Annotated in this window: 24 protein-coding genes and 1 pseudogene; all 25 read right to left on the reverse strand. The window is 73.0% G+C overall.

Annotated features, from left to right (window positions below; translation table 11 throughout):
• The gene (gene lgt, locus DEI86_RS03310) at window positions 1-993 is read right to left on the reverse strand and encodes a prolipoprotein diacylglyceryl transferase (protein WP_111013265.1); all 993 of its coding nucleotides are present in this window, start codon (window positions 991-993) and stop codon (window positions 1-3) included.
• 31 nt (window positions 994-1024) lie between these two features.
• The gene (gene trpA, locus DEI86_RS03315) at window positions 1025-1855 is read right to left on the reverse strand and encodes a tryptophan synthase subunit alpha (RefSeq protein ID WP_111009139.1); all 831 of its coding nucleotides are present in this window, start codon (window positions 1853-1855) and stop codon (window positions 1025-1027) included.
• Window positions 1852-3066, reverse strand: coding sequence for a tryptophan synthase subunit beta (gene trpB / locus DEI86_RS03320; protein ID WP_111009140.1), 1215 nt, complete (start codon window positions 3064-3066; stop codon window positions 1852-1854). The genes trpA and trpB overlap by 4 nt, the downstream gene beginning before the upstream one ends.
• A gap of 46 nt (window positions 3067-3112) precedes the next feature.
• Window positions 3113-3886: an indole-3-glycerol phosphate synthase TrpC gene (trpC, locus tag DEI86_RS03325; protein ID WP_111009354.1), complete on the reverse strand. Its 774-nt coding sequence runs from the start codon at window positions 3884-3886 to the stop codon at window positions 3113-3115.
• Window positions 3887-3914: 28 nt separating this feature from the next.
• Window positions 3915-4151 (reverse strand): DUF6704 family protein, encoded by a 237-nt coding sequence (locus tag DEI86_RS03330; protein ID WP_111009141.1) that lies wholly within the window; start codon window positions 4149-4151, stop codon window positions 3915-3917.
• Entirely contained in the window at window positions 4138-4848 is a 711-nt protein-coding gene (locus tag DEI86_RS03335) for a Trp biosynthesis-associated membrane protein (protein WP_111035901.1), read from the reverse strand. The genes DEI86_RS03330 and DEI86_RS03335 overlap by 14 nt, the downstream gene beginning before the upstream one ends.
• Entirely contained in the window at window positions 4845-6329 is a 1485-nt protein-coding gene (locus DEI86_RS03340) for an anthranilate synthase component I (protein WP_111035958.1), read from the reverse strand. The genes DEI86_RS03335 and DEI86_RS03340 overlap by 4 nt, the downstream gene beginning before the upstream one ends.
• Before the next feature lie 163 nt (window positions 6330-6492).
• Window positions 6493-6876, reverse strand: a pseudogene (gene hisI / locus DEI86_RS03345) (phosphoribosyl-AMP cyclohydrolase); the annotation flags it as partial.
• An 8-nt stretch (window positions 6877-6884) separates the two neighbouring features.
• Window positions 6885-7646, reverse strand: a complete 762-nt coding sequence (gene hisF, locus DEI86_RS03350) for an imidazole glycerol phosphate synthase subunit HisF (protein ID WP_111009143.1) — start codon at window positions 7644-7646, stop codon at window positions 6885-6887.
• Between the two features lie 14 nt (window positions 7647-7660).
• Window positions 7661-8500, reverse strand: a complete 840-nt coding sequence (hisG, locus tag DEI86_RS03355; RefSeq protein WP_111035902.1) for an ATP phosphoribosyltransferase — start codon at window positions 8498-8500, stop codon at window positions 7661-7663.
• Between the two features lie 66 nt (window positions 8501-8566).
• Entirely contained in the window at window positions 8567-8830 is a 264-nt protein-coding gene (locus DEI86_RS03360) for a phosphoribosyl-ATP diphosphatase (RefSeq protein WP_111013262.1), read from the reverse strand.
• A gap of 5 nt (window positions 8831-8835) precedes the next feature.
• Window positions 8836-9492, reverse strand: a complete 657-nt coding sequence (rpe, locus tag DEI86_RS03365) for a ribulose-phosphate 3-epimerase (RefSeq protein ID WP_111025642.1) — start codon at window positions 9490-9492, stop codon at window positions 8836-8838.
• Window positions 9493-9552: 60 nt separating this feature from the next.
• Window positions 9553-10977 (reverse strand): RsmB/NOP family class I SAM-dependent RNA methyltransferase, encoded by a 1425-nt coding sequence (locus tag DEI86_RS03370; RefSeq protein WP_258376451.1) that lies wholly within the window; start codon window positions 10975-10977, stop codon window positions 9553-9555.
• Window positions 10974-11924: a methionyl-tRNA formyltransferase gene (locus DEI86_RS03375; protein ID WP_111035905.1), complete on the reverse strand. Its 951-nt coding sequence runs from the start codon at window positions 11922-11924 to the stop codon at window positions 10974-10976. The genes DEI86_RS03370 and DEI86_RS03375 overlap by 4 nt, the downstream gene beginning before the upstream one ends.
• Before the next feature lie 30 nt (window positions 11925-11954).
• A complete protein-coding gene (locus DEI86_RS03380) occupies window positions 11955-13991 on the reverse strand; it encodes a primosomal protein N' (RefSeq protein ID WP_258376452.1) in 2037 nt (678 codons plus the stop codon).
• Between the two features lie 93 nt (window positions 13992-14084).
• Complete coding sequence (gene metK, locus DEI86_RS03385; RefSeq protein ID WP_111009150.1) at window positions 14085-15293, reverse strand: methionine adenosyltransferase; 1209 nt, start codon at window positions 15291-15293, stop codon at window positions 14085-14087.
• 3 nt (window positions 15294-15296) lie between these two features.
• Window positions 15297-15560, reverse strand: coding sequence for a DNA-directed RNA polymerase subunit omega (gene rpoZ / locus DEI86_RS03390; RefSeq protein WP_111009151.1), 264 nt, complete (start codon window positions 15558-15560; stop codon window positions 15297-15299).
• 32 nt (window positions 15561-15592) lie between these two features.
• A complete protein-coding gene (gmk, locus tag DEI86_RS03395; protein WP_111025712.1) occupies window positions 15593-16534 on the reverse strand; it encodes a guanylate kinase in 942 nt (313 codons plus the stop codon).
• 2 nt (window positions 16535-16536) lie between these two features.
• Entirely contained in the window at window positions 16537-17448 is a 912-nt protein-coding gene (pyrF, locus tag DEI86_RS03400) for an orotidine-5'-phosphate decarboxylase (RefSeq protein WP_258376453.1), read from the reverse strand.
• Complete coding sequence (carB, locus tag DEI86_RS03405; protein WP_111009152.1) at window positions 17445-20717, reverse strand: carbamoyl-phosphate synthase large subunit; 3273 nt, start codon at window positions 20715-20717, stop codon at window positions 17445-17447. Before carB ends, pyrF begins: the two co-directional genes overlap by 4 nt.
• Window positions 20717-21958 carry a glutamine-hydrolyzing carbamoyl-phosphate synthase small subunit gene (gene carA, locus DEI86_RS03410; protein ID WP_111048821.1) on the reverse strand — a complete coding sequence of 414 codons (1242 nt, stop codon included), beginning with the start codon at window positions 21956-21958 and terminating at the stop codon, window positions 20717-20719. Before carA ends, carB begins: the two co-directional genes overlap by 1 nt.
• Window positions 21955-22506, reverse strand: a complete 552-nt coding sequence (locus DEI86_RS03415; protein ID WP_111048822.1) for a hypothetical protein — start codon at window positions 22504-22506, stop codon at window positions 21955-21957. The genes carA and DEI86_RS03415 overlap by 4 nt, the downstream gene beginning before the upstream one ends.
• Complete coding sequence (locus tag DEI86_RS03420) at window positions 22503-23864, reverse strand: dihydroorotase (protein ID WP_111048823.1); 1362 nt, start codon at window positions 23862-23864, stop codon at window positions 22503-22505. The genes DEI86_RS03415 and DEI86_RS03420 overlap by 4 nt, the downstream gene beginning before the upstream one ends.
• Window positions 23861-24853 (reverse strand): aspartate carbamoyltransferase catalytic subunit, encoded by a 993-nt coding sequence (locus DEI86_RS03425; protein WP_111013251.1) that lies wholly within the window; start codon window positions 24851-24853, stop codon window positions 23861-23863. The genes DEI86_RS03420 and DEI86_RS03425 overlap by 4 nt, the downstream gene beginning before the upstream one ends.
• Window positions 24850-25410 carry a bifunctional pyr operon transcriptional regulator/uracil phosphoribosyltransferase PyrR gene (pyrR, locus tag DEI86_RS03430; protein WP_181434791.1) on the reverse strand — a complete coding sequence of 187 codons (561 nt, stop codon included), beginning with the start codon at window positions 25408-25410 and terminating at the stop codon, window positions 24850-24852. The genes DEI86_RS03425 and pyrR overlap by 4 nt, the downstream gene beginning before the upstream one ends.
• Between the last annotated feature and the right edge of the window lie 29 nt (window positions 25411-25439).

A 25439-nucleotide genomic window follows, 5' to 3' on the forward strand; every position in this document is an offset into this window, starting at 1 on the left:
CTAGCTGCGGTCGGCGGCGGTGGCGACCGGTTCCGGATCGGTGACGACGAGCGGTTCGTCGTCGGACTCCGAGTAGGTGTCGTCAGATCCTACACTGCTGGCCGCGCGCGGACCGCGACCGGCCAGGTACCCACTGGGCTCGGTACCCGGGTGTCGCCGGGTCTGCACGACGAAGATGACGATGCCGAGCACGATCGCCGCGAGTGCGGCCCAGACGTTCGTGCGGACTCCGAAGAAGGTCTCGCTCGTGTCGACCCGGATCGACTCGAGCACCGACCGCCCCGCGCCGTACCAGATCAGGTAGAGCGCGAGCACGCGGCCCCACTGCAGGTGGAAGCGCCGGTCGATGAGCATGATGACCGCGAACCCGACGAGGTTCCAGATGATCTCGTAGAGGAACGTCGGGTGGAACAGCGTCCCGGCCGGCAGACCGACCGGGTACGCGGGGTTCGACTGCTCGATCTGGAGCCCCCAGGGCAGGTTCGTCGGCATGCCGAAGAGCTCGTGGTTGAAGTAGTTGCCGAGCCGGCCGAACGCCTGAGCGACGAGCAGCCCGGGCGCGACGGCGTCGACGAAGGTGGTGAACCGGAGCCCGACGTACCGGCAGGCCCACCAGGCACCGAGGGCGCCGGCGATCAGGGCGCCGAAGATGGCGAGCCCGCCCTCCCAGATGGCGAACGGTTCCCACCATGCGATGCCCGGCCCGAAGTAGTCCCCGACGTGGGTGAACACGTGGTAGGCGCGCCCGCCGATGATGCCGAGCGGGACCGCGCCGATCGCGATGTCGACGATGACCCACTTCTCGACGCCGCGACGCACCAGCCGACGGTCGGTGATGACGACGCAGGCGACGATCCCGAGCAGGATGCAGATGGCGTAGGCGTGGATCCGGAAGTCGAGTGGGAAGGACCACCCGAAGACCCGGTCCAGCCAGTTCGTCAGGTCGAAGTACTGCCAGGCCGTGCTCGGGCTCGGGATGCTCAGGGGAAGCATGGAGGGGCGTACGCCTTTCGTCGCTGTTCCGTCAGACGACCGGCGAGGCCGGGCCGTCGTCGGAGATCACTGTAGCGCCACGGGTCAGGTCGGCAGCGCGGCGGCCGACGCCGCGGACGCCCTCGTCCTGCAGGGCCCGGACGAACGCCGAACCGATGATCGCGCCGTCCGCGTAGGCGAGGATCTCCGACACCTGCTCCGCGGTCGAGATCCCGAGACCGACGCAGGTGCGCTCGACCCCCGCGGAGCGCAGGCGCGACACGACCGAGCGCGCAGCGGCGTCGACGCCCGAACGAGCACCCGTCACGCCCATGGTGGACACGGCGTACACGAAGCCCCGGCTCGCCTCGACGGCCTGGCGCATGCGGTCGTCGGACGAGGACGGCGCGGCGAGGAACACGCGGTCGGCGCCGGTGCGCTCGGACGCGGCGATCCACTCGCCTGCTTCGTCCGGGATGAGGTCGGGCGTGATGAGCCCGGACCCGCCCGCGGCGGCGAGGTCGTCCGCGAACCGGTCGACGCCGTAGCGCAGCACCGGGTTCCAGTACGTCATGACGAGGACCGGGACGTCGGCCCGCTCGGTGATCGCGTGCACGGCGTCGAAGACGTGCGCCACGCGGAAGCCGTTCGCGAGACTCGTCTCGGTCGCGCGCTGGATGACCGGGCCGTCCATGACCGGGTCCGAGTACGGCAGGCCGAGCTCGATCGCGTCGACCCCGTTCTCGGCGAGGGCCACCGCGGCCGCCACACTCGTGGGCAGGTCCGGGAACCCCGCGGGGAGGTAGCCGACGACCGCCCCGGCACGCTCGGCGTTCGCGGTGTCGATGGCGGCGCGCACGGACCGCGACGTCGTGGTGCTCACAGCTGCTCCGCTCCCTCGTCGATGAGCCCGAACCAGCGGCTGGCGGTCGCGACGTCCTTGTCCCCGCGCCCGGACAGCGACACCAGGACGATGGCGTCGGGGCCGAGCCGCGCCCCCAGCTTCACCGCGCCCGCGAGCGCGTGGGCCGACTCGATCGCCGGGATGATCCCCTCCGTGCGCGTCAGCAGCCGGAAGGCGTCCATGGCCTCGACGTCGGTGATCGGCTCGTAGGTGGCGCGCCCGATCGCAGCGAGGTGAGCGTGCTCCGGGCCGACACTCGGGTAGTCGAGGCCGGCGGACACCGAGTGGCTCTCGATCGTCTGCCCGTCGTCGTCCTGCATGAGGTAGGACTTCGCCCCGTGGAGGACGCCCGACCGGCCGAGGGTGATGCTCGCCGCGTGCCGTCCGCTCTGCACGCCCTCGCCACCGGCCTCGAAGCCGTACAGCGCCACGGACTCGTCGTCGAGGAACGCCTCGAAGATGCCCATCGCGTTCGACCCGCCACCGACGCACGCCGCGACCGCGTCGGGCAGGCGCCCGGTGAGCTCGAGGACCTGGGCACGGGCCTCCTCGCCGATCACCTTGTGGAACTCACGGACCATCTCGGGGAACGGGTGCGGGCCGGCGACCGTGCCGAGCAGGTAATGCGTGGTGTCGACGTTCGCCACCCAGTCCCGCAGAGCCTCGTTGATGGCGTCCTTGAGCGTGCGCGAACCGGTCTCGACGGCGACGACCTGGGCCCCGAGCAACCGCATGCGCGCGACGTTGAGCGCCTGGCGCTCCGTGTCCACGGCACCCATGTAGACCACGCACTCCATGCCGAACAGCGCCGCGGCGGTGGCGGTGGCGACCCCGTGCTGGCCCGCCCCGGTCTCGGCGATGAGCCGGGTCTTGCCGAGCCGCTTGGCCACGAGCGCCTGCCCGAGCACGTTGTTGATCTTGTGCGACCCGGTGTGGTTGAGGTCCTCGCGCTTGAGGACCACTCGGGCACCACCGGCGTGTTCGGCGAACCGCGGGACCTCGGTGATGATCGACGGGCGGCCGGTGTAGTCGCGCTGCAGGGCGTCGAGTTCGGCGTGGAACGCCGGATCCGCCCAGGCGGCGCGGAAGGCCTGCTCGAGTTCGTCGAGCGCCAACACGAGCGACTCGGGGACGAACCGTCCGCCGAAGTCGCCGAAGTACGGACCATGGAGGTCGCGGAGGTGGGTCACGTGGTGCTCCGGTGAGGAGGGTCCGGGCGGGCCCGGCGGATGGGTTCTAGACGACGCGGAACGCAGCGAGCGTCGCCGCCGGGTCGTCACCGGTCACGAGGGCCTCGCCGACGAGCACGGCATCGGCGCCCGCGGCGCGGTAGTGGGCGACGTCGGCGGGCGACGACACGGCGGACTCGGCCACGCGGACCACACCATCCGGCACCGCACCGACGAGGCGCCCGAAGAGGTCGCGGTCGAGCGAGAAGTCGGTCAGGTCGCGGGCGTTGACACCGAGGATGCGCGCCCCGGCGTCGAGCCCGCGGCTGACCTCGTCCGCTGAGTGGGCCTCGACCAGTGCCCGCATCCCGAGCTGCTCGACGAGCGTGTGGAGTTCGACGAGCCGGGGCTGGTCCAGCGCGGCGACGATGAGCAACACGATGTCGGCGCCCGACGCCCGCGCCTCGAGCACCTGGTAGGGATCGGCGATGAAGTCCTTGCGCAGCACCGGGACGGCCACCCGGGCCCGGACGGCCTCGAGGTCGGCGAGGCTCCCCCGGAACCGGCGCCCCTCGGTCAGGACGCTGATCGCGCTGGCGCCGCCGGCCTCGTACCGGCTCGCCAGCTCGGCTGGATCGGCGATCTCGGCGAGCGGCCCACGCGAGGGGCTGGCCCGCTTGACCTCCGCGATGACGTGCACGCGGTCGCCGGGAGCGAGGAACGCGAGCGCGTCGCGCGGCGACGACACGCGGTCGAGGTCGCGCTCGACGTCCGCCGCGGGACGGTCGAGCCGTCGCGCCGCAGCGTCCTCCAGCGCTCCCGCCACGAGCCCCGCGAGCAGATCCGTGGTCGGCTCGGCCGTCATCGGGTCACTCGTGGGTGCGCGTGACGTACTTCGGGCCGTTGACGCCGTACCCGAGCTTCGCGAGCACGCCGCCGAGGATCAGCCCGACGACGAGGAGTCCGGCGGACGCCCAGACCGCCCACGCGATGCTGAACCAGAAGCAGATGACGCCGATGGCGAAGGCGACCAGCATGATGATCACGGCCGTCCAGGCGGCGGGCGAGTGTCCCTCGCCGAGTTCTGCGGGCTCAGTGTTGCTCACGGTGCTCCTCGTGGTCCGGTGCGTCGTCCTCGGTGCGACGCTCCCCCGATCCTACCGTGCGGTCCTCCGCCGTCCCGTCAGCGGCGGCCACCCCGTCGACCCCGGCGGTGGAGGTCCCGGCAGCCGTGGGGTCGACGCCCGCGCTGAGGTCGTCCCAGTCGACGATGGCATCCCGCGGCGCGTCGGCCGCCGGCACCCGTCCAGTGCCCCCGTACCGGCGACTCGGGCCGGGCCAGGACCGCTGGACGACGAGCACGAGCAGGCCGAGCGCCACGGCGAGCACGCCACCCGCGATGCCGACGTACGGCCACGGGGTGACGTCGATGCTCCGTACGATCGAGCGGATCGCGGGGACGTCCTGCACGCCGGTGACACCACTGATCGCGGACTGCGCGGCGACCACGGGATCGCTCAGACGGCCGATCCCCGTCACGACGACCGCGATCCCGAGCAGCACCTCGACGACCGCGAGCACGACGCGGAGCACGCGCCCCGCGATGGTCAGGGCGATCGACAGGGCCAACATGGCGATCGCGAGGGCTGAGTAGGGCACGACGGAGCCGTCCGCCGTCACCGTGCTCGCCGTCGCGCTCGTGGCGTCGAGGTGCGCCGTGAACCAGGTCTGCGTCCAGGACAGGAGCACGATGCCCGCGACCGCGAGACCGGCGAGGACGACGAGCGGGCGTGAGCGCCTCACGACCGGACCGCCCGCATGGCGTTGGCGGTCGCGACGGCGCGCAGCGGCGCCGCGGCCTTGTTCTGGGCCTCCACGTGCTCCGTGGCCGGGTCGGAGTCGGCGACGAGCCCCGCACCCGCCTGCACGCGGGCGACCCCGCCCTGGATCAGCGCCGTGCGGATGGCGATCGCCACGTCCGCCGAGCCCGCGAAGTCGAAGTAGCCGACGACGCCGCCGTACACGCCCCGCTGGGCGGGTTCGAGCTCGTCGATGATCGCGAGCGCACGCGGCTTCGGCGCACCCGACAACGTGCCTGCCGGGAACGTCGCGCGGAACACGTCGATCGCGCTCGCCCCGGGGCGGATCGTCCCCTCGACACTCGACACGAGGTGCATGATGTGGCTGAACCGCTCGACCTGCATGAACTCGGTGACGGCGACGGTGCCGGGCAGACACACCTTCTGGAGGTCGTTCCGCGCGAGGTCGACGAGCATGAGGTGCTCGGCCCGTTCCTTCGGGTCGAGGAGCAGTTCGTCGGCGAGACGCACGTCCTCCTCGGTGGTGCGACCGCGAGGCCGGGAGCCGGCGATGGGGTGGGTCATGGCGCGACCGTCCTCGACCCGCACCAGGGCCTCCGGCGAGGCACCGACGATCCAGTACGGCTCGTCGCTCGTGTCCGCGAGACTGAGGAAGTACATGTACGGGCTCGGGTTGAGCGTCCGGAGCACGCGGTAGACGTCGAGCGGGTCGGCCGTGACGGGCTGGTCGAACCGCTGCGAGATGACGACCTGGAACACGTCGCCGTCCCGGATGAAGCGCTTCGAACGCTCGATCGCCGCCGCGTACTCCTCGGGGGTCGAGCGAGCGGACGGGGACGGCGCCGCCACGTCGAAGGCCTCGGCCACCGTGGCCGTCGACGGCTGCACGAGGTCGCGCTGGAGACGGTCGAGCCGCGCCTGCGCATCCGCCCACATGGCGTCGGGGTCGTCCGCGCCGTCGTTGAGGGCGCTCGCCACGAGGAGCACGAGTCCGGTCCGGTGGTCGATCGCCGCGAGCTCGGAGACGAACGCCATCGCTTGGCCCGGCACCGTGAACTCGGCCGGTGGCGCGTCCGGGAGGTGCTCGAGCTGACGGACGGCCTCCCATCCGATGAACCCGACGGTGCCCCCGACGAGCGGCGGCATGCCCGCGAGCCGCGGGGTCGCCCACCGCTCGTGCAGTCGTGCGAGCACGTCGAGCGGCGCGCCCTCGAGCGATCCGACCGCACGCTCCGCGTCGATGCCCGTGTCGATCCACCGCGCCTCGGTACCGTCCTGCGTCAGGACGCCGAAGCTGCGGACCCCGACGAACGACCAGCGCGACCAGAGTCCGCCCTGGCCCGCGGACTCGAGCAGGAAGCTCCCCGGACGCCCCGCTGCCAGTTTCCGGTAGACGCCCACGGGCGTCTCGCTGTCCGCGAAGAGCGCTCGTACGACCGGGACGACGCGGTGGCCGTCGAGCATGGCGTCGAACTCCGCGCGCGCGGTCGTGTGCGGGTGGTCCACGGGTGCCGCCTCGGTGCCCGGGATGGTCGCCTCAGGCACCGGTCGCCTCCCTCGCGTCGACGTCGGCCGCGTCGCCACCGGCTGCGGCGGTGCCGGCCACGGCGGTGCCGGCCGTGCCCTCGGCGCTGCCCACGACCGGTGCGAGCGGGTCGACGTCGAAGCACCGGTGCGCACCGGTGTGGCACGCGGCGCCGATCTGGTCGACGGTGACGAGGATCGTGTCGGCGTCGCAGTCGAACGCCGCCGCTCGGACGAACTGCGCGTGCCCCGAGGTGTCGCCCTTGCGCCAGTACTCCTGCCGGGACCGCGACCAGAAGGTGACGCGACCCTCCGTCAGGGTCCGGCGGAGGGCCTCCCGGTCCATGTACCCGAGCATGAGGACGTCCTTGGTGGCGGCTTCCTGGATGACGGCGGGCAGGAGGCCGTCGGCCCCGAAGCGGGCGCGGTCGAGGACCGCCTCGGTGGACGAGGGGGACGGTACTGCGGTGCTGGTGCTGTCGGCCATGTCGTCCATCAGCGTACGGCGTGTCCGGCCGCGCGCAGGGCGTCCTTGACGTCGCCGATGGTCATCTCGGCTCGGTGGAACACGCTGGCCGCGAGGACCGCGTCGGCCCCGGCGTCGATCGCGGGCGCGAAGTGCTCGAGCGCGCCCGCGCCTCCCGACGCGATCACCGGCACCGAGGCGACGGCACGCATGGCGGCGACGAGCTCGAGGTCGAAGCCCGCCTTCGTGCCGTCGGCGTCGATCGAGTTGACGAGCAGCTCGCCCGCGCCACGCTCCACGGCCTCCCGTGCCCAGGCGAGGGCGTCGATGTCGGTCTCGCGCCGACCGCCGTGCGTGGTCACGACGAACCCCGAGGGCATGCGATCGGCGCGCTTGACGTCGAGCGACAGCACGACGGCCTGGGCTCCGAAGCGGTCCGCGATCTCGCCGACGAGTGCCGGTCGGGCGATCGCCGCGCTGTTGACGCCGATCTTGTCCGCGCCGCACTGCTGGAGACGGGCGACGTCGTCGACGCTGCGGACGCCACCACCCACGGTGAGCGGGATGAACACCTGCTCGGCCGTCCGGGTGACGGTCTCGTACATGGTCGCGCGGCCCTCGACGGTCGCCGACACGTCGAGGAACGTGAGCTCGTCCGCGCCCTGCTCGTAGTACCGCGCCGCCAGCTCGACCGGATCCCCGGCGTCCTGCAGGTCGAGGAAGTTGACGCCCTTGACGACCCGGCCCGCCGAGACGTCGAGGCACGGGATCACCCGGACCGCGACCGACATGCCCGTGCTCCCGCTCACAGTCGCGCGGCGTGGATCGCGCTGACGAGGATCGCGCGCGCACCGAGTTCGTAGAGGGCGTCCATGATCGGGTTCGTGTCGGCCCGCGGGATCATGACGCGCACGGCCGACCACGTGGGGTCGTGCAGGGGCGACACGGTCGGTGACTCGATCCCGGTCGCGATCGCCGTGGCCTGGGGCAGGAGCACGGACGGGATGTCGTAGTCGAGCATCACGTAGCTCCGGGCCACCAGCACACCGTGGAGCCGTCGTCGCAGCACGGAGATGCCCTCGATCGACTCGTCCGTCGTCACGAGCACGGCGGTGGACTCGAGGATCACCGGCCCGAAGATCTCGAGTCCCGCGGCGCGCAGCGTGCTCCCCGTCGAGACGACGTCGGCCACCGCGTCGGCGACACCGAGCCGCACGGCGCTCTCGACCGCGCCGTCCAGCTTCACGAGGACCGCGGTCACCCCGTGCCGAGCGAGGAAGTCGCCGACGAGCCCCGGGTAGCTCGTCGCCAGACGCACGCCCTCGAGGTCCGTCAACTCCGTGAAGCGTCCGGGCGGCCCGGCGAACCGGAAGGTGGAATCCGCGAAGTCGAGCTCCTCGATCTCCGAGGCCGTCGAACCGCTGTCGAGCAGCAGATCGCGTCCTGTGATCCCGACGTCGAGCGCGCCGGAGCCGACGTAGGTCGCGATGTCACGTGGGCGGAGGAAGAAGAACTCGACCCCGTTGCGCTCGTCGACGAGGTGGAGCGCCTTCGGGTCACGCCGGCCGGCGTAGCCCGCCTCGCGCAGCATGTCGGTCGCGGTCTCGGACAGGGATCCCTTGTTGGGCACGGCGACGCGGAGCATCGGGTCTCGCTTTCTGGAGGAGCGGCTCGGGTGATCGGGGAGGCCGCCGGTGGTCACCGGCGCGGCTCACAGATGCTCGTAGACGTCCTCGGGGGTCAGGCCCTTCGCGACGAGCAGGACCTGCAGGTGGTACAGGAGCTGGGAGATCTCCTCGGCGGTCCGCACGTCGCCCTCGTACTCGGCGGCCATCCACACCTCGGCGGCCTCCTCGACGATCTTCTTGCCGATCTGGTGGACGCCGGCGTCGAGCTCGGCGACCGTCCCCGACCCCGCGGGACGCGTCCGTGCCTTCTCGGACAGCTCGGCGAACAGGTCATCGAACGTCTTCACGGCGATCAGGCTACCCGGCTCGCAGCCGCCCGCAGGGCCGCGATCCGCTCAGCCGGGTCCCCGCCGTAGACGGCCGAGCCGGCGACGAGGGTGTCGGCGCCGTTCGACACGGCCTCATCGACCGTGTCCAGCGCGATGCCGCCGTCGACCTCGAGCCACACGTCGAGACCGGACGCCGCGACCGCCGCGCGGGCGGCGGCGAGCTTCGGCATGACCTGCGGCATGAACGCCTGACCGCCGAATCCCGGCTCGACGGTCATGAGCAACACCATGTCGTACGCGTCGAGGTGGTCGAGCACGGGCGCGATGTCCGTCCCGGGCTTGACCGCCACGGCCGCGCGAGCGCCATTGCTCCGGATCGCCGCCGCGGTGGCCACGGGATCCGTCGCGGCCTCGATGTGGAACGTCACGCTGGCCGCCCCCGTCTCGGCGTACTTCGGTGCGTTGGTGTCGGCGTCGGAGACCATGAGGTGCACGTCGAGCGGGACGGGCGAGACCTGCTGCAGCCGCGTCACGACGGGCAGACCGATCGTCAGGTTCGGCACGAAGTGGTTATCCATGACGTCCACGTGCACCATGTCCGCCGTCGCGATCCGCCCGAGCTCCCGCTCGAGGTTGGCGAAGTCGGCGGACAGGATGCTGGGCGCGATGCGGATCGTCACGCGACGAGCGTACCGGGAGCGCCCGGAGCGCGACGACGGGGCGGAGCCGCTCCCGCCCCGTCAGCGCCGACGCAGGAGGGCGATGAACATCGCGTCCGTGCCGATGCGGTGCGGCCAGAGCTGGACGGTGGCGCCGTCGGCGACCTGCGGGTCCCGCGCGGCGATGCTCCGCACCACGGACGCCGTGTCGAGCTGCTCGAGGACGTCGCCGTGCCGGGCGAGGAGCGCGTCCACCTGCCCACGGGTCTCGGCGAGGTGTGGCGAGCACGTCACGTACGCCAGCGTGCCGCCCGGTGCGAGCGACGCGACGGCGGCGTCCAGCAGTTCCGCCTGCACCACCGCGAGCTCCGAGACGTCCTCCGGGTCCTTCCGCCATCGCGCCTCCGGTCGACGACGGAGGGCGCCGAGGCCCGTGCACGGCGCGTCGAGCAGGACGCGGTCGTAGCCGCCGGGGGCAGTGGGTCCGGCCTCTCCAGGGCGTCCGAACCGGCGGCCGTCGCCCTCGGTGACCGTCACGGTGTCGGTGAAGCGTTCGAGCGCCGATCGGACGAGTCCCGCACGCGCCGGGACGAGCTCGTTGGCGACGAGCGTGGCGCCGGCGACCCGGGCCTCCGCGGCGAGCAGCGCGGCCTTGCCGCCCGGGCCGGCGCAGAGGTCGAGCCAACGCTCCCCCGGAGCGATGGCCGACGAGCGGGTCAACGCGAGCGCAGCGAGCTGCGACCCCTCGTCCTGCACCCGCGCTCGGCCGTCGGCGACCGCGGGGACCCGCGACGGGTCCCCGGCGACTCCGCGGACCCCGACCGGCGAGACGGGAGGCTCCGCCTCGGCATCCGGCAACACGTCGCCGGGTACGACGAGCCCGGGCAGCGCCGCCAGGGTCACACCGGCCGGCACGTTGTCGGCCGCGAGCAGGGCGACGAGCTCGTCGCGGGCGCGCTCGGCGGCGAGGGCGTCGCGGAGGGCACCGACGACCCAGCGCGGGTGTGACCAGCGCCTCGCGAGCAGGTCGTCGCCCGTCAGGCCGCGGGTGATCTCGGCGTCCCAGCCGTCCGCGTCGCGCCCACCGACCTTCCGGAGCACGGCGTTGACGAACCCGCTCGCCCGACGCGCTCCGATCGCCCGGGTGAGGTCGACCGTCTGCGACACGGCCGCGTGGGACGGCACGCGCATCCCGACGAGCTGGTGGACGCCGAGGCGGAGGACGTCGAGCACGTCGGCCTCGATGTTCGCGACCTGGCGCCCGGACGCCGCCTCGATGATCGCGTCGTACGTGCCGATCATCCGGATGGTGCCGTACGTCAGCTCCGTCGCGAAGCCGGCGTCCCGGGCGGAGAGCCCCGCGCGTCGGATGCGGACCGGGAGCAACAGGTTCGCGTACGCGTCGTCCGCCTGGACCGCACGGAGCACGTCGAGCGCCACGCGCCGGGCGCTCGTCCCCGCACCGCGGTTCCCCCAGCCGCTGCCCTCGGGCGTCGTGGGTGTCACGCGAGCACCGCCGACGTGAGGTCCCCGAGACCGCGGGCCCACGACGCGCCGGGCATCGGACGCCCACCGGCCGGCTGCACCTCGAGGAGCTCGAGCGGCTCGGTCGCGGTGCCCACACGGAGCGCGCCGCCGACCAGCCCGAGCGCACCGGGTGCGAGCTCCTCGGTCGTCGTCACCAGGCCTGCCGGCCGTGTCGTCGGTGTCGTGCGGGCGGTCCGGAGCAGCTTGACCCTCGTGGCACCGAGGTAGGCGTACGCGCCCGGTTCCGGCGTCACCCCGCGCACGTGGGCGTGCACGACCGCAGCCGGACGGTCGAAGGCGACGTGGCCATCGGCGGAGGTCGTCTTCGGAGCCGTGGTGGGTTCGCCCACCTGCGCGACGCCGACCGCGCGGCCCGCCGCGACGTCGTCGACGACGCGCGCGACGAGCTCGGCGCCCGTCTCGGCCATGGCGGCGAGGACCTCGCCGGCCGTCGCGTCGGGCCCGATCGGGAACGGCTCGGAGGCGTACACCGGTCCGGCGTCGAGCTCCTCGACGAGGCGGAACACGGTCGCCGCGGTCGACCGCTCGCCCGCCATGACGGCGCGCTGGACGGGCGCAGCGCCCCGGAAGGCCGGGAGCGACGAGAAGTGCAGGTTGAGCCAGCCGTGTCGCGGGACGTCGAGGGCGGCACGACGCAGCAACGCACCGTACGCGACGATGACGCCGAGGTCCGGTCCGAGGAGACGGAGTCGCTCCGTGACGTCGGCGTCCACGCGGGACGCCGTGATCACGGGGAGCCCGAGTTCCTCGGCGGCGACCGCGACCGGGGTCGGGGTGAGCACGCGCTTACGGCCCTGCGGCGTCGGAGGCCGGGTCAGGACGGCGACGATCTCGTGGTCCGTCGCGGCGAGGCGACGGAGGGTGGGGACGGCGGCTGCGGGGCTGCCCGCGACGACGAGACGCATGGACTCCGGGTGGTGGTCGGTGGAGGGGGCTCAGGGGCCCTCGGAGAACGGTTCGACGTCGTCGAGCCGCACCCTGAGTGTAGGTGCGGCGCGGCGACGGTTGCCCCCGGGCAGCACCCGACGGGTCGACGACCGCCGGATCACCTCGGCCTTGAGCGTCGCCGCGACCTCGGTGCCGTGCGCGTACGGGAACCGCACGATCGTCCGGACCGTCCCGGGTACGGGGTCGTCGACGGCCACCGGACCGAGCACGGGCCCGACGAGGGCGTCGCCGAGCGCCTCGACCGCGGCGGCCACCGCCTCGTCCGTCCCGGTCAGCGTCGCCACGCGGACGGCGGGCGGGAAGTGCAGGACCCGGCGGTCGGCGAGCTCGTCGTGCGCCGGGACCTCGAGCCGCCACGTGGCCATCGCCGTCGCCAGCCGTCCGCCGACGCCGACGAGGAACGTCGTGCCGCCGCGCGCCGTCCGGGCCGCCGCGTTCGCCCAGACCCGGAGGACGTCCTCGGCGACGCGCAGGCCCTCGCGGGCGAGCATGCGCTCGCCGTCGAGCAGGAGGACGCACGCGTACCCGCCGGGCGTCGACGGTTCGGCGCCGCGGGTCGCGACCACGACGGCGGGTCGGTCGTCGACCTCGTCCACCGGACGGGCGCCGTCGGCGACGACGATCCGCGTCCCGGGGAACGCCCGTCCCAGCTCGTCCGCGGTGCGCTGCGCGCCGTGGCCGACCGGACGGAGCGTGGACCCCTGGCAGGTGGGACACCGGTACCCGACCGCCAGGGCCCCGCACCAGCGGCACTGCGGCACGCCGGACGACGTCGCCCGGCCGAGGGGTCCCCCGCACCGCGGACAGCGGGCCCGGTCGCCGCAGTCGGCACACACGAGCCCCGTCGCGAACCCCGGACTCGCCACCTGCACGAGCACAGGACCGGTACGGCTGGCCTCGCGTGCCGCACGCCAGGCCGCGGACGGGATCCGGGCGTGCGCGGCCCAGCCCTCCGCGGACGTCTGCTGCGCGGTCGGCACCACGCGCGGGACGACCGCGCGGACGGGCCGGACGTCGTCGAGCCACCCGAGTTCGACCAGACGTTGGACGTCGGTGCTCCGCGCGTGCGCTGCGAGCAGCAGGGCCGCCCCCGACTGCGCGGTCCGGAGCAGCACGGCGTCACGGGTGTGCACGTAGGGAGCGCGTTGCTCGACGAACGAGGGGTCGCCGTCGTCCCAGACGGCGAGCAACCCGAGGCGCTCGGCCGGTGCGTACACCGCCGCGCGGTTGCCGACGACGACGACCGGACCCGACCGGGCCGTCAGGAGTGCGCGGGCGCGCTGCCCGTTCGTCTGCCGCGCGTCGAACCGCACCACGCGCTCCGCGGGGACGAAGGCGGCGACGGCGCGCTCGACCTCGGCGAGATCCCGGAAGTCCGGCACCACGAGGATCGCGGTCCGCTCCGACGCGAGCACCCGGGCCGCCGCCTCGGCGAAGGTGCGCGCCCACCCGTCCACCCAGGAGTCGCCCGGCAGCCGCACCGGATGCGCGATCGCGGTCATCGCGGCGCGGCCGCCGTCCTCGAGCAGGGCCTCCACGCGGCCCTCCGGGTACGCCGTCACCACCGGCGCGGTGACGACCGGCGGCACCGTGGTGGTGTCCCGTGCGAGGAACGCCTTCTCGGCGCGCACCTGACGCGGTGGCACCGCCAACCGGAGGACGTCGCTCGCCACCCCCGCCGCGCGGTCCGCGACGGCGCGCGCCAGCCGCCAGACCTCCGGCGCCAGGACCGGGACGGGCGACACGACCTCCTCGAGCGGACTGAGGTCGCCGGGGAACGAGCCCTCGGTGGCGACCTCGACGACGAAGGCGTCCGCGATCCGGGCACCCGTGCGGAGCGGGACGCGCACCCGGACACCCGGGAGGCACGCCTCGCGCATCGCGTCCGGGATGCGGTAGTCGAACAACCGGTCGAGCTGCGGGAGCGGTGAGTCGAGGACGACGCGTGCGATCCGCGGGGTCGCGGACGCGGGCGACGCCGTGCCCGCGGGCACGGGCGACGCCGCGGCCTCGACCGTCGGCACCGTTGGGGCGCCGGGCAGGGGCGGCCGCGCGGCCGCGCGCGGGGACCGCGCCGCTTCAGCGGGCGCTGGCGCGTCCTCCGGCACGACGGACCGTCAGACCCCGGCCGTCACGAGCCCGGCGGCGACCCGCAGCGCCTCGACACGGTCGAGGGCCTCCCAGGTGAACCCGGGGAGCTCCCGACCGAAGTGTCCGTAGGTCGCCGTCGCGGCGTACGTGGGGCGGAGCAGGTCGAGGTCGCGGATGATCGCCGCGGGCCGCAGGTCGAAGACCGCCCGGATGGCGTCGACGATCACGGCGTCGTCCACGTGGCCGGTCCCGAAGGACTCGACGTACAGCCCGACCGGGGCGGCGCGGCCGATCGCGTAGGCGACCTGGACCTCGAGCCGGTCGGCGAGACCGGCGGCCACCGCGTTCTTCGCGACCCACCGCAGGGCGTACGCGGCCGAACGGTCCACCTTCGACGGGTCCTTGCCGCTGAAGGCACCACCACCGTGCCGCGAGGCGCCGCCGTAGGTGTCCACGATGACCTTCCGGCCCGTCAGCCCCGCGTCGCCCTGGGGACCGCCGATCTCGAAGCGGCCGGTCGGGTTCACGATGACGTCCACGGCGCTCGAGTCCAGCGCGACCGTGTCGAGCACGGGGCGGATCACCCGGGCCGTGATGTCGACGGTGAGTTGCTCGAGCGACACGGTCGGCGCGTGCTGGGTCGACAGCACGACGGTCTCGACGGTCCGCGGGGTCACGCCGTCGTACCCGATCGTCACCTGCGTCTTGCCGTCGGGTCGGAGGTACGGCAACTCGCCCGACTTGCGGACCGCGGCGAGGCGCTCGGCGAGCCGGTGTGCGATCCAGATGGCGACCGGCATGTACTCGGGCGTCTCGTTCGTCGCGTAGCCGAACATGATGCCCTGGTCACCGGCACCCTGGCGATCGAGCGGATCCGTCGCGCCCGTCCGGGCCTCGAGCGCGTCGTCGACGCCCTGCGCGATGTCGGGCGACTGCGAGCCGATCGAGACCTCGACCCCGCAGGTGTGGCCGTCGAAGCTGACCTCGGACGAGTCGTACCCGATGCCGGTGATGACGTCGCGCACGATCGTGGGGATGTCGACGTAGCCGGCGGTCGTGACCTCGCCCGCGACGTGCACGAGACCGGTCGTCACGAGGGTCTCCACCGCGACTCGGGCGTGGGGGTCGACGGTCAGGAGCGCGTCGAGGATGCGGTCCGAGATCTGGTCACAGATCTTGTCCGGGTGCCCCTCGGTGACCGACTCGGAGGTGAAGAGGCGGAGTGCGGACGTCACGGATCAGGCGTCGGGCGTCTGCGGCGTGGCAGTCAGCTTGTTCTCGTTGATCTCGTGGAGCGCGACCGACAGCGGCTTGTCGTCGATGGTCGAGTCGACGAGCGGGCCGACGTTGTCGAACAGGCTGCCCTCGTGCAGGTCGGCGTAGTAGTCGTTGATCTGCCGCGCACGCTTCGACGCGAAGATGACGAGCGCGTACTTCGACTCGACCTTGGCGAGCAGGTCGTCGATGGGCGGATCGATGATGCCCTGGGAACGGTCGGCCATGGGAGCTCCTCGGTAGGTTGACGAGCGCCGGGTCACGGCGCGGAGAACAAGTCTACGACCTCCTGCGCAGCGGTACGGACATCGGAGTTCACGATCCGGACGTCGAACTCGTCCTGGGCGGCGAGCTCCACCTTCGCCGTGTCGAGCCGCCGTTGCTGCTCCGCGGGGCTCTCGGTCCCCCGCCCGATGAGCCGCCGGACGAGTTCCTCCCACGTCGGCGGGAGCAGGAACACCAGGAGCGCCTCGGGCATCGCGGCGCGGACCTGCCGCGCACCCTGCAGGTCGATCTCGAGCAGCACGTTGCGCCCCTGGTCGAGCGCGCGGTCGATGGGCGGTCGGGGCGTGCCGTACCGGTAGGAGTTGTGGACCGTCGCCCACTCCAGGAGTTCGCGCTCGCGGACCATCCGGTCGAACTCGGCGTCGTCGACGAAGTAGTAGTGGACGCCGTCGACCTCGCCCGGGCGCGGTGCCCGGGTCGTCGCGGAGACGCTGAGGAGCACCTCCGGGTGGTGTTCCCGGATGTACGCCGAGACCGTGCCCTTGCCGACCGCGGTGGGCCCGGCGAGCACGACGAGCCGCGAGGCGCGTCGGCGACGACCGGACCGCGACGCCAGCCAGTCCGCGAGTTCCCCGCGCTGCCGCGTGCCGAGGCCGCCCAGCCGCTTCGTCGGTGCGATGCGGAGCGTGGCCATGACGCTCTCGGCACGCGCCGGACCGATGCCCGGGAGGCTCGTCAGGAGGTCGCGGACGCGGAGCGACTGCTCCGCGGTGGCCGCGTCGCTCCCCCAGGCAGCCCGCGCGACGTCGAGCCCGGACCGGGCACCGGAGGCCACGTCGGCCTTCACGGCTGCCCGCGCCCGGCGTGCGGCGACCGCGGCCCGGGCGGCCGCGGCGCGGTCGACCTCGGGCGGCCGGGACCCGCGAGGGCCGGACGCCCCGCCCGGGGGGACGTCCTCGTTGCCCGTGCCGTCCACGTTCACGCGAGCGCCGCCGCGATGCGGTCGACCCGCGCGGCGACCTCGTCCTGGACCCCGTCGGGACCGGACGCCAGCAGGCCACGCGACTCGTTCACGAGGACCTGGTCGGCGACGGCGCCGAAGCGCTCCCGGAGGTCCTCGATCCGGGCCCCCTGCGCGCCGAACCCCGGCGCGAGCACCGGTGCCGACCCCACGGCGTCCCTGCGGAGACCGAAGTCGGCGAGGTCGAGCGTCGCGCCGATGACCAGTCCGACCGAGCCGAGCTCCCCCGGCCCGCCCGTGTGCTCCCCTGCCCTGCGTCGGTTCTCGTCTGCCACGTCCAGAACGATACCGGCGGCGACGGACGACCCGGAACGGGGCCCCTCCTGCACCACGGCGGTCTGCAGGACCCGGCCCTCGGGGTTGCTCGTGGCGGCCAGGACGAACACGCCCGCCCCCGCCGCCGCCGCGACGTCGAGCGTGCCGGCGAGGGCGCCGAACCCGAGGTACGGGGACACCGTCAGGGCGTCGGACGCGAGCGGCGAGGAGGGGTCGAGCCACGCGGCGGCGTAGTCGTCCCCCGTCGACCCGATGTCCCCGCGTTTCGCGTCCGCGATGACGAGGAGGCCGGCGTCCCGTGCGCGCCGGACCGTGGCCTCGAGCGCCCGGTAGCCGGCGGCGCCGGCGATCTCGAAGAACGCGACCTGGGGCTTCACCGCGGCGGCGCGGCCCACGGCGGCGTCGACGAGCACCGCGCCGAACGCGGTCAGACCGGCCTCGTTCCGCGGGAGTCCCCAGGCGCGGAGCGTCGCGGCATGCGGGTCGATCCCGACGCACAGCGGCGACCGCTCCCCCATGGCGGACCGGAGGCGCGCACCGAACCGTGTCGCGCCTCCCGTCCGAGCCGACGGAGCGGTCGCCTCGTCGGTCACCAGGTCGCCCGCTCGAGGGCGTAGTCCTGGAGGCTGCGCACGCTGTGCGGGGTGCCGATCGTCTCGATCGCCGCGACCGCCGCACCGAGCTGCGCGATGGTCGTGAAGAGCGGCTTGTCCGCCGCCACGGTCGCGGCGCGGATCTCGTACCCGTCCGCGCGACCGGCCGCCCCGCTCGGCGTGTTGATGACGATGTCGACCTCGTCGCGGGCCAGGAGGTCGACGACGTTCTCGCCACCCTGGCTGTACTTGCCGACCACGCGGACGTCGATCCCGTTGCGGCGCAGGATCTCGGCGGTGCCCTCGGTCGCGATGATCGTGAACCCGAGCTGCTGGAGGCGGTGCACCGGCAGGACGATGGCCCGCTTGTCCGTGTCCGCGACGCTGACGAACACCGTGCCCGAGGTGGGCAGACCGCCGTACGCGGCGATCTGGCTCTTGAGGAACGCCCGCGGGAAGTCGCGGTCGATGCCCATGACCTCGCCGGTGGACCGCATCTCGGGGCTGAGCACGCTGTCCACGACCTGACCGTCGCGGGTCCGGAACCGCCGGAAGGGCAGCACGGCCTCCTTGACCGCGATCGGGGCCTCCATCGGGACGACCGAGCCGTCACGCTCGGGGAGGAGACCCTCGGCGACGAGGTCGTCGATCGAGCTGCCGGTCATGACGCGCGCCGCCGCCTTGGCCAGCGGGATGCCGAGCGCCTTCGACACGAAGGGGACGGTCCGGCTCGCACGGGGGTTCGCCTCGATGACGTGGAGCACACCGGCCGCGATCGCGAACTGCACGTTGAGGAGACCCGCCACGCCGACCCCGCGGGCGATCCGCTCGGTCGCCGCGCGGACCGCGTCGATCTCGGCACGACCGAGGCCCACCGGCGGCAGGGTGCAGCTCGAGTCGCCGGAGTGGATCCCGGCCTCCTCGATGTGCTCCATCACCCCGCCGATGTAGAGCCGCTGGCCGTCGAACAACGCGTCGACATCGATCTCCACGGCGTCGTCCAGGAACCGGTCCACGAGCAACGGCAGATCCGGGCCGATGATCGCCTGGTCGGCGACGCGGTCGAAGTAGTCGACGAGCGAGGGGCTGTCGTACACGATCTCCATGCCGCGACCACCGAGGACGAACGACGGACGGACGAGCACGGGGTAGCCGATCTCCTCGGCCACGGCGGTCGCGCTCTCGAGGTCGTGCGCCGTGCCGTTCCGCGGGGCCACCAGCCCGGCCTCGTCGAGGATGCCGGAGAACAGCCCCCGCTCCTCGGCCAGGTCGATCGACCGCGGGCTCGTGCCGAGGATCGGGATGCCGGCGGCCTCGAGCGGCTTCGCGAGCCCGAGCGCGGTCTGCCCGCCGAGCTGCACGACGACGCCGACCAGCTCGCCCGACGCCGCCTCGGCCTCGATGACCTCGAGGACGTCCTCGGCGGTCAACGGCTCGAAGTAGAGGCGGTCCGAGGTGTCGTAGTCGGTCGACACGGTCTCGGGGTTGCAGTTCACCATGATCGTCTCGAAGCCGGCGGCCGCGAGTGCGAAGGACGCGTGCACGCACGAGTAGTCGAACTCGACGCCCTGCCCGATCCGGTTCGGACCAGAACCGAGGATGACGACCTTCTTGCGGTCGCTCGGCGCGACCTCGGTCTCGGCGTCGTAGCTCGAGTAGTGGTACGGCGTCAGGGCCGGGAACTCCCCGGCGCAGGTGTCGACCGTCTTGAACACGGGGCGGATCCCGAGCTCGTGGCGGGTCGCCCGCACGGACTGCTCGTCGGTCCCGCGGAGCTCCGCGATCTGGGCGTCGCTGAAGCCGTGCTGCTTGGCCCACCGGACCGTGCCCGCGTCGAGCGTCGACGCCCCGCGGACCTCGGCAGCGACCTCGTTGATGAGCACGATCTGGTCGACGAACCACGGGTCGATCCCCGTCGCCGCGAAGACCTCCCCCGCCGTTGCACCCGCGAGGAGCGCCTGCTGCACCGTCACGATGCGACCGTCGGTCGGCACCCGGGAGGCCGCGAGCAGGACGTCCTTGTCGCCCGGCTCCGCAGGCCAGTGGAAGCTCGATCCGCGCTTCTCGAGGCTGCGCAGCGCCTTCTGCAGTGCCTGCGCGTAGTTGCGTCCGATCGCCATGGCCTCGCCGACGCTCTTCATCGTCGTCGTGAGCGTCGCGTCGGCCGCGGGGAACTTCTCGAACGCGAACCGCGGCACCTTGACCACGACGTAGTCGAGCGTCGGCTCGAAGCTCGCCGGCGTCTTCTGGGTGATGTCGTTCGGGATCTCGTCGAGGCGGTACCCGATGGCGAGCTTCGCCGCGATCTTCGCGATCGGGAACCCGGTCGCCTTCGACGCGAGCGCGCTCGAGCGGGACACCCGCGGGTTCATCTCGATCACGATGACCCGGCCGGTCGCCGGGTCGACCGCGAACTGGATGTTGCAGCCGCCGGTGTCGACCCCGACCCGACGGATGATGTCGATGCCGATGTTCCGCAGGTTCTGGAACTCGCGGTCGGTCAGCGTCAGGGCGGGCGCGACGGTGATGGAGTCGCCGGTGTGCACGCCGACGGGGTCGACGTTCTCGATCGAGCAGACGACCACCGTGTTGTCGGCGTGGTCGCGCATGAGCTCGAGCTCGTACTCCTTCCAGCCCAGGATCGACTCCTCGAGCAGGACCTCGGTCGTGGGGCTCGCGTGGAGGCCGTCCCCCACCATGCGGACGAGCTCGTCCTCGGTGTAGGCGAACCCGGAACCGAGACCACCCATCGTGAAGGACGGGCGGATGACGAGCGGGTAGCCGAGATCGAGCGCGAACGCCTTGGCCTCGTCGACGGTGTGGGCGATGTGGCTCCGGGCCACGTCGGCACCGGACTCGAGCACGAGCTGCTTGAAGAGCTGCCGGTCCTCACCGCGCTGGATCGCGTCGACCTTGGCGCCGATGAGCTCGACGCCGTAGCGCTCGAGGATGCCGGCCTCGTCGAGCGCGATCGCCGCGTTGAGGGCCGTCTGTCCGCCGAGCGTCGGGAGCACGGCGTCCGGGCGCTCGATCTTGATGATCTCCTCGAGCGAGTCGTTCGTGATCGGCTCGATGTACGTGGCGTCGGCGAAGTCCGGGTCGGTCATGATCGTCGCCGGGTTGGGGTTGACGAGGACGACCCGGACGCCCTCGGCGCGCAGGACGCGGCACGCCTGGGTGCCGGAGTAGTCGAACTCGGCGGCCTGCCCGATGACGATCGGCCCGGAGCCGATGACGAGGACGGATGTGATGTCGGGGCGCTTGGGCATCAGTCGTTGCTGCTTCCGGTCGTGGTGGCCGAGCTGTCGCTCGGCCGGTCGTGCGTCGGGTCGGCGGCGGGCGTGGTGGCGGCGGCCGTGGCGGCGTCGAGCGGACGCCCCTCGCGCCGGGCGATCACCATGTCCCGGAACCGGTCGAACAGGTACATGCTGTCGTGCGGGCCCGCCGCGGCCTCGGGGTGGTACTGCACGCTGAACGCGGGGATGTCGAGCGCGCGCAGGCCCTCGACGACGTTGTCGTTGAGGCTGAAGTGGCTCACCTCGACCCGTCCGAAGCCGATCGGCGACTCGAGCACCTCGCCGACGGGTGCGTCCACCGCGAAGCCGTGGTTCTGGCTCGTGATCTCGACCCGCCCGGTCGTCGTGTCGAGGACGGGCTGGTTGATGCCGCGGTGCCCGAACGGGAGCTTGTACGTCCCGAACCCGAGCGCCCGACCGAGCAGCTGGTTGCCGAAGCAGATGCCGAAGAACGGCCGGCCGTCACGCAGGGTCTCACGGAGGAGCGCGACCTGGGCGTCCGAGGCCGCCGGGTCGCCGGGGCCGTTCGAGTAGAACAGGGCGTCGGGGTCGAGTTCGCGCAGCCGGTCGATCGAGACGTCCTGCGGCAGCACGTGGACCTCGAATCCGCGCGCCGCCAGGTACCGCAGAGTCGAGGTCTTCACCCCGAGGTCGAGCACCGCGAGGGTCCCGATGCGGTCGCCCTCCGGCTCGAGCACGTACTCCTCGCGGGTCGAGACGGCCGCGGAGAGGTTCTGGCCCGTCATGTCGGTCTGCTCGCGCACGACACGGAGCTGCTCGTCGGGTCCGAGGTCCGCGTCCGCGCCGCTGAACACGCCGCCCTTCATGGCCCCGGCGTCGCGGATCCGGCGGGTGACCGCCCGCGTGTCGATGCCGGAGATCCCGACGATGCCGTCACGCTCGAGGTGGTCGTCGAGGCTCGCGTTCGCGCGGTGGTTCGACACGATGCGGCTCGGGTCCCGCACCACGTAGCCCGCCACCCAGATCCGACCGGACTCGGGGTCCTCGTCGTTCACACCCGTGTTGCCGATGTGCGGTGCCGTCTGCACGACGATCTGGCCGGCGTACGACGGGTCCGTCAGGGTCTCCTGGTACCCCGTCATGCCGGTGGCGAACACGACCTCGCCGAGCGTGCGGCCGCGGGCGCCGTAGGCCCAGCCCTCGTAGCGGGTGCCGTCCTCGAGGACGAGCAGTGCCCGTTCGCGTGTTGTCATCGTGTCGGTTCTCCTCCGTCGCCCGTGTCCGGGCCTCGCTCGCCCGTCACCGGGCTGGTCGTCTGGGTCAGTTCCCGCAGGGCCGCGAGCGGAGCCGCATCACCCGAGGGGAACCGGAAGTAGCTGTCGAGGTCCGTCGCACCTGCGGCGCCGGTCGCCCGCCATCGCAGTCGGACGAGTCCGCCGCGCTCGACGACGCGGTCGATCGTCCAGGTGGCGCGGTCCGCCCCGCGGACTGCACGACGATCCACGAACCGCTCGGGTTCGCCGGCGATCGAGAGCACGACGCCCTCGTCGTGGACCCTGAGCGCGGCGCGCCCACGGAACCCGAGGCCTCCGCCGACGATCCGCTCGAGCGGCTGGTCGGCGCGGGTCGTCGCCACGTACAGGCCGTCCCAGGAGCCGAGCGCCGTGTGCAGTCCCGGGGGCACCGGGACGGGAGGCACGACCGCGTCCTGCCCGCGTCCTCGCCGCCGCCACGTCCGCGCCATCACGACGAGCAGCGCGACGATCACGAGGAGGATCACGGCCTCCGTGGACCAGGTCATGCCGACACCGCCGTCGCGGCGCGCGCCGCTGCCGCGACGCGCTCGGCGTCGACCGCACGGCCGTCGAGGACCGTCGCGGAGCCGTGGTGGAACGTCGCCACCACCCGTCCGGGCAGGCGCATGCCGAGGTACGGGGAGTTCGTCGACTGGCCCGCCAGGTCCTGCCGCTGGAACGTCCGCGACGCTGCGGGGTCGTAGAGCAGTACCTCGGCCGGTGCGCCCGCCGTGATCGCCTGCCCCTGGCCGGCCACCTGCCCGATCCGCGCGGGCGCCGAGGACAACACGCGCGTCACGTCCGCCCAGTCGAGACCACCCGTGGCGACCACGGACTCGTGCACGACGCTGAGCGCCGACTCGAGCCCGACCATGCCGTTCGCCGCGGCCGGCCACTCGCAGCACTTCGCCTCGTCGGTGTGCGGAGCGTGGTCGGTGGCCACGATGTCGATCGTGCCGTCGGCCAGCGCGGATCGCAGCGCCTCGACGTCCTCGCGACGGCGCAGCGGCGGGTTCACCTTGTACCGGGCGTCGTAGCCGTCGACGCCGTCCGGGCCCCCGGCGATGAGGTCCTCGGTGAGGAGGAGGTGGTGCGGTGTGACCTCGGCCGTCACGGCGATCCCGCGGGACTTCGCCCACCGGATGACCTCGACGCTGCCGGCGGTCGACACGTGGCAGACGTGCAGCCGCGCGCCGACGTGGTCCGCGAGGAGGACGTCGCGGGCGATGATCGCCTCCTCGGCGACCGCGGGCCACCCGGCGAGCCCGAGCTCGGACGAGAGCGCGCCCTCGTTCATCTGCGCGCCGATCGTCAGACGCGGTTCCTGGGCGTGCTGCGCCAGGACGCCGCCGAAGCCCGTGATGTACTCGAGCGCCCGACGCATGAGGAGCGGGTCCGAGACGCACGAGCCGTCGTCGGAGAACACCCGCACCCGCGCTCGGGAGGTCGCCATCGCGCCGATCTCGGACAGCTGCGCGCCCTGGAGCCCCTGGGACACGGCCCCGATCGGGCGGACGGTCACGTAGCCGGCGGCGTCGCCGAGCGCCTGCACCTGCTCCACCACACCGGCGGTGTCGGCGACGGGCGAGGAGTTCGCCATGGCGTTGACCGCGGTGAACCCACCGACGGCCGCCGCGCGCGACCCGGTCAGGACCGTCTCGGACTCCTCGAAGCCCGGCTCGCGGAGGTGCGTGTGCAGGTCGACGAGCCCGGGCAGGACGAGCAGGCCGTCGGCGTCCACGACCTGCGCCGACCCTGCGTCGACCCGCGCGCCGACCTCCGCGATGCGGCCAGCGCGCAGGAGGACGTCGGCTCGGGTTCCGTCGGCGAGGGTGCCGCCGCGGATCAGGTGGGTGGTCGTCATGCCGTCGCCTCCTCGGCGGTCGGGGTGCTCGTCGTCGGGGCACCCGTGCGGTCCCCTCCGGTGAGGCAGAGGTAGAGCACGGCCATCCGGACCGACACACCGTTCGCGACCTGCTCGACGACGGTCGACCGGGGGTCGTCGGCCGCGATGCCCGCGATCTCGAGACCGCGGTTCATCGGCCCGGGGTGCATGACGATGGTCCGATCCGGCAGCGCCGCGAAGCGTCCCGCGGTGAGGCCGTAGTGCCGCGTGTACTCGCGGGGGTTCGGGAAGAACGCGTCGTGCATGCGCTCCTGCTGCACCCGGAGCATCATGACGACGTCCGGGGCCTCCGCCAGCGCGGCGTCGAGGTCGTGGTGCACCGCGGCACCGAACGGCCGTGGCGTGACCGGCAGGAGCGTGGGCGGTGCCGCGAAGGTCACGTGCGCACCGAGCGTGCGGAGCAGCCACGCGTTCGAGCGGGCGACCCGGGAGTGCAGCACGTCGCCGACGATGAGGACCCGCACCCCGTCGAGGTCCCGGCCCCGCGAGTCGGCGCCGTGGATCCGACGGCGCATGGTGAACGCGTCGAGGAGGGCCTGTGTCGGGTGCTCGTGGGTGCCGTCCCCGGCGTTCACGACGGCCGCGTCGACCCAGGCGCTGTCGGCGAGCACGCGCGGGGCGCCCGACGCTCCGTGGCGGATGACGATGCCGTCGACCCCCATCGCTCCGAGCGTCTGCACGGTGTCCTTGAGCGACTCCCCCTTCGAGACGCTCGATCCCTTCGCCGCGAAGTTGATGACGTCGGCGGACAGTCGCTTGGCGGCCGCCTCGAACGAGATGCGCGTCCGGGTGGAGTCCTCGAAGAACAGGTTCACGACGGTCTTGCCGCGGAGCGCCGGGAGCTTGCGGACCTCGCGGGTGCCGGTGTCGGCCATCTCCTCGGCGACGTCGAGCACCTCGATGGCCTCGGCACGCGGGAGGTCCCGGGTGGACAGCAGGTGCCTCATCGGACGGTGACCTCGGGCGCGGTCCGGGCACCCTCGATGACGACCTCGTCGACACCGTCGGTCTCGGCGAGGTGGAGCGAGATGCGCTCGTCCGCCGCGGTCGGCAGGTTCTTGCCCACGTGGTCGGCCCGGATCGGGAGTTCCCGGTGCCCCCGGTCCACCAGGACGGCGAGGCGGACGGCCCTGGGCCTCCCGATCGTCTGCAGCGCGTCGAGCGCGGCGCGCACGGTCCGGCCGCTGTAGAGCACGTCGTCGACGAGCACGACGACCTTGCCGTCGATGCCGCTCGCCGGGATGACGGTCCGGTGCGGCGCGCGACCGATGCCCCGGCCGAGGTCGTCACGGTGCATGGTGACGTCCAGGGTGCCGACCGTGCCGGCGCCCGTCTCGATCGACTCGAGCACCCGTGCGAGGCGCTCGGCGAGGACGGCGCCGCGCGTCGGGATGCCGAGCAGGACGAGGTCCGAGCCGCCGTGGTTCGCCTCGAGGACCTCGTGGGCGATGCGCGTCATCGCGCGCGTGATGTCAGCGGACTGCAGCACCGTGCGGGCGCCCATGCCGACCTCCTTCCCCGCCTCACAGGACG

The organism is Curtobacterium sp. MCBD17_028, from assembly GCF_003234875.1.
GTDB lineage: Bacteria > Actinomycetota > Actinomycetes > Actinomycetales > Microbacteriaceae > Curtobacterium.